Genomic DNA, 5,019 nt, shown 5'->3' with positions numbered 1-5,019 from the left:
GTTTCGGCCTGATCGCCCACATAGAAGGCGAACCTAGCCACAAGGTAGTGCGTACCGCGATACACGCACTGGCCCGTATGCAGCACCGCGGTGCGATCCTCGCCGACGGTAAAACCGGCGACGGTTGTGGCTTGCTGCTGCAAAAACCTGACCGTTTCTTCCGCATCGTTGCTGAAGAACGTGGCTGGCGCTTAGCCAAAAACTATGCCGTTGGGATGCTGTTCCTGAATAAGGATCCTGAACTGGCCGCTGCCGCCCGCCATGTTGTAGAAGAAGAACTGCAGCGTGAAACCCTGTCTATTGTTGGCTGGCGCGATGTGCCCACCAACGAAGGTGTACTCGGTGAAATCGCCCTCTCCTCTCTGCCTCGTATAGAACAAATTTTCGTTAACGCCCCTGCGGGCTGGCGCCCACGCGATATGGAACGCCGCCTGTTTATCGCCCGCCGCCGTATCGAAAAGCGCCTCCTGCAAGATAAAGACTTCTACGTTTGTAGCCTGTCCAATCTGGTGAACATTTATAAAGGTCTGTGTATGCCGGCGGATCTGCCGCGCTTCTACCTGGACCTCGCGGACCTGCGTCTGGAATCGGCCATCTGCCTGTTCCACCAGCGCTTCTCCACCAACACCGTGCCGCGCTGGCCGCTGGCACAGCCGTTCCGCTACCTGGCGCACAACGGCGAAATCAACACCATCACCGGTAACCGTCAGTGGGCGCGCGCGCGTACCTATAAGTTCCAGACGCCGCTGATCCCTGACCTGCACGACGCCGCGCCGTTCGTCAACGAAACCGGCTCCGACTCCAGCTCCATGGATAACATGCTTGAGCTGCTGCTGGCAGGCGGGATGGACATCATCCGCGCCATGCGTCTGCTGGTACCACCGGCCTGGCAGAACAACCCGGATATGGATCCGGACCTGCGTTCGTTCTTCGACTTTAACTCCATGCACATGGAGCCGTGGGACGGCCCGGCAGGGATCGTCATGTCTGATGGCCGCTACGCCGCCTGTAACCTCGACCGTAACGGCCTGCGCCCGGCGCGCTACGTCATTACCAAAGACAAACTCATCACCTGCGCCTCTGAAGTCGGGATCTGGGACTACCAGCCTGACGAAGTGGTGGAAAAAGGCCGCGTCGGCCCAGGCGAGCTGATGGTTATCGACACCCGCAGCGGCCGCATTCTGCACTCGGCGGAAACCGACAACGATCTGAAAAGCCGCCATCCGTACAAAGAGTGGATGGAGAAAAACGTTCGCCGTCTGGTGCCGTTTGAAGATCTGGCCGACGATCAGGTGGGCAGCCGTGAGCTGGATGACGATACGCTTGCCAGCTACCAGAAACAGTTTAACTACAGCGCTGAAGAGCTGGATTCCGTGATTCGCGTACTCGGCGAAAACGGTCAGGAAGCCGTCGGTTCGATGGGTGACGATACCCCGTTCGCCGTGCTCTCCAGCCAGCCGCGTATTATTTACGACTACTTCCGCCAGCAGTTTGCGCAGGTGACCAACCCGCCAATCGACCCGCTGCGTGAAGCGCACGTGATGTCGCTGGCAACCAGCATTGGTCGTGAGATGAACGTCTTCTGCGAAGCGGAAGGCCAGGCGCACCGCCTGAGCTTCAAATCGCCAATTCTGCTGTACTCCGATTTCAATCAGCTCACCACGATGAAAGAGGATCATTACCGCGCCGACACGCTGGACATCACCTTCGATGTGACGGAAACCAGCCTCGAAGCCACGGTCAAAGCCCTGTGCGACAAGGCCGAAGAGATGGTGCGCAGCGGTACAGTCCTGCTGGTGCTGTCCGACCGTAACATCGCCAAAAACCGCCTGCCGGTACCGGCGCCAATGGCGGTGGGCGCAATCCAGGCTCGCCTGGTGGATAAGAGCCTGCGCTGCGACGCGAACATCATCGTGGAAACCGCCAGCGCCCGCGACCCGCACCACTTTGCGGTACTGCTCGGCTTTGGCGCGACGGCAATCTATCCGTACCTGGCCTATGAAACTCTGGGTCGTCTGATCGATACCCATGCTATCGAGAAAGACTACCGCACGGTGATGCTGAACTACCGTAACGGCATCAACAAAGGTCTGTATAAGATCATGTCCAAAATGGGCATCTCGACCGTTGCTTCCTATCGTTGCTCTAAGCTGTTTGAAGCGGTCGGTCTGCACGATGACGTGGTCGAAAATTGCTTCCAGGGCGTGGTTAGCCGCATCGGCGGCGCGTCGTTCGACGACTTCCAGCAGGATCTGCTGAACCTGTCGAAGCGTGCCTGGCTGGCGCGTAAACCGCTGGAACAGGGCGGCCTGCTGAAATACGTTCACGGCGGCGAATACCATGCCTACAACCCGGACGTGGTGCGCACCCTGCAACAAGCGGTACAGAGCGGCGAATACAGCGATTACAAAGCCTATGCAGAGCTGGTCAACAACCGCCCTGCCGCGACGCTGCGCGACCTGCTGGCCATCACGCCAAACGGCGAGACCGTCAACCTGGCCGATGTAGAGCCCGCGAGCGACCTGTTCAAACGTTTCGATACCGCAGCGATGTCTATCGGCGCACTGAGCCCGGAAGCACACGAAGCGCTGGCCGAAGCGATGAACAGCATCGGCGGCAACTCGAACTCCGGCGAAGGCGGCGAAGACCCGGCGCGTTACGGCACCAACAAAGTGTCGCGCATCAAGCAGGTAGCCTCCGGTCGCTTTGGCGTCACCCCGGCGTACCTGGTCAATGCCGACGTCATTCAGATTAAAGTCGCTCAGGGCGCGAAACCGGGCGAAGGTGGTCAATTGCCGGGTGATAAAGTCACCCCATACATTGCCAAACTGCGTTATTCCGTACCGGGCGTGACGCTGATTTCTCCGCCGCCGCACCACGATATTTACTCTATCGAGGACTTAGCGCAGCTGATTTTCGACCTCAAACAGGTCAACCCGAAAGCGATGATCTCCGTGAAGCTGGTTTCCGAACCGGGCGTCGGCACCATCGCTACCGGCGTGGCAAAAGCCTATGCAGACCTCATCACCATCGCCGGCTACGACGGCGGCACCGGCGCAAGCCCGCTGTCTTCGGTGAAATACGCCGGCTGTCCGTGGGAGCTGGGTCTGGTCGAAACGCAGCAGGCGCTGGTCGCTAACGGCCTGCGTCACAAGATTCGTCTGCAGGTGGACGGCGGCCTGAAAACGGGCGTCGACATCATTAAAGCGGCGATCCTCGGCGCGGAAAGCTTCGGCTTCGGTACCGGGCCGATGGTCGCGCTGGGCTGTAAATACCTGCGTATTTGCCACCTGAACAACTGCGCAACCGGTGTTGCGACTCAGGATGAGAAACTGCGTAAGAACCACTATCACGGCCTACCGTTCAAAGTAACTAACTACTTTGAATTTATTGCCCGTGAAGTCCGCGAGCTGATGGCTGAACTGGGCGTCACCCGCCTCGTTGACCTGATTGGCCGCACCGACCTGCTCAAAGAGCTGGATGGCTTCACCGCCAAGCAGCAGAAGCTGGAGCTGTCTCGTCTGCTGGAAACCGCGGAGCCGCATCCTGGCAAAGCGCTGTACTGCACCGAGAACAATCCACCGTTTGATAACGGCGTGTTGAACGCGCAGCTGTTGCAGCAGGCAAAACCGTTTGTTGATGAGCGCCAGAGCAAAACCTTCTGGTTTGATATCCGCAACACCGACCGTTCCGTTGGCGCATCGCTGTCTGGCTACATTGCCCAGACGCACGGCGACCAGGGGCTGGCGGCGGATCCGATCAAAGCGCACTTCAACGGTACCGCGGGCCAGAGCTTCGGCGTGTGGAACGCCGGCGGCGTTGAGCTGTACCTGACCGGCGATGCCAACGACTACGTCGGTAAAGGCATGGCGGGCGGTCTGCTGGCGATTCGTCCGCCGGTGGGTTCATCCTTCCGCAGCCATGAAGCCAGCATCATCGGCAACACCTGCCTGTACGGCGCGACCGGTGGTCGTCTGTACGCCGCGGGCCGCGCGGGTGAACGTTTCGGCGTGCGTAACTCCGGGGCGATTACCGTGGTGGAAGGCATCGGCGACAACGGCTGTGAATATATGACCGGCGGTATCGTCTGCGTGCTGGGCAAAACGGGCGTGAACTTCGGCGCCGGTATGACGGGCGGTTTCGCCTATGTGCTGGATGAAGACGGTGATTTCCGTAAACGCGTGAACCCGGAACTGGTAGAAGTGCTGGACGTCGACTCGCTGGCGATTCACGAAGAACATCTGCGTGGATTGATCACCGAACACGTACAGCTGACCGGCTCCTCCCGCGGTGAAGAGATTCTGGCGCACTGGCCGTCTTATTCCGCGAAGTTTGCTCTGGTTAAGCCGAAATCCAGCGATGTGAAAGCGCTGTTGGGTCACCGTAGTCGTAGCGCAGCCGAGCTGCGCGTGCAGGCGCAGTAAGAGGTCATCATGAGTCAGAACGTTTATCAATTTATCGACCTGCAGCGCGTTGATCCGCCGAAGAAACCGCTGAAGATCCGCAAGATCGAGTTTATCGAGATCTACGAGCCGTTTTCCGAAGGCCAGGCCAAAGCGCAGGCAGATCGCTGCCTGTCCTGCGGCAACCCGTACTGCGAGTGGAAATGTCCGGTACATAACTACATCCCGAACTGGCTGAAGCTGGCGAATGAGGGGCGTATTTTCGAAGCGGCGGAACTTTCACACCAGACCAACACCCTGCCGGAAGTCTGTGGCCGTGTGTGCCCGCAGGATCGCCTGTGTGAAGGCTCCTGTACGCTGAACGATGAGTTTGGCGCCGTGACCATCGGCAACATTGAACGCTATATCAACGATAAAGCATTCGAGATGGGCTGGCGTCCGGACCTCACCGGCGTGAAGCAAACCGGCAAGAAAGTCGCCATCATCGGTGCGGGCCCGGCGGGCCTGGCGTGCGCGGATGTGCTGACCCGCAACGGCGTGAAGGCGGTGGTCTTCGACCGTCACCCGGAAATCGGCGGTCTGCTGACCTTCGGTATCCCGGCCTTCAAGCTGGAGA

1 protein-coding gene and 1 pseudogene are annotated in these 5,019 nt (G+C 59.3%); both read left to right on the top strand.

Features of this window, described 5'->3' with window-relative positions:
• Positions 1–4,424, top strand: a 4,424-nt coding sequence (gene gltB / locus ACW14G_RS22170; protein WP_455648816.1) for a glutamate synthase large subunit, incomplete at its 5' end; no start/stop codon positions are given.
• A 9-nt stretch (positions 4,425–4,433) separates the two neighbouring features.
• Positions 4,434–5,019 (top strand): annotated as a pseudogene (gltD, locus tag ACW14G_RS22165) (glutamate synthase subunit GltD); the annotation flags it as partial.

Source organism: Kluyvera sp., assembly GCF_965301105.1.
This window is presented reverse-complemented; position numbering and strand designations above follow the sequence as displayed.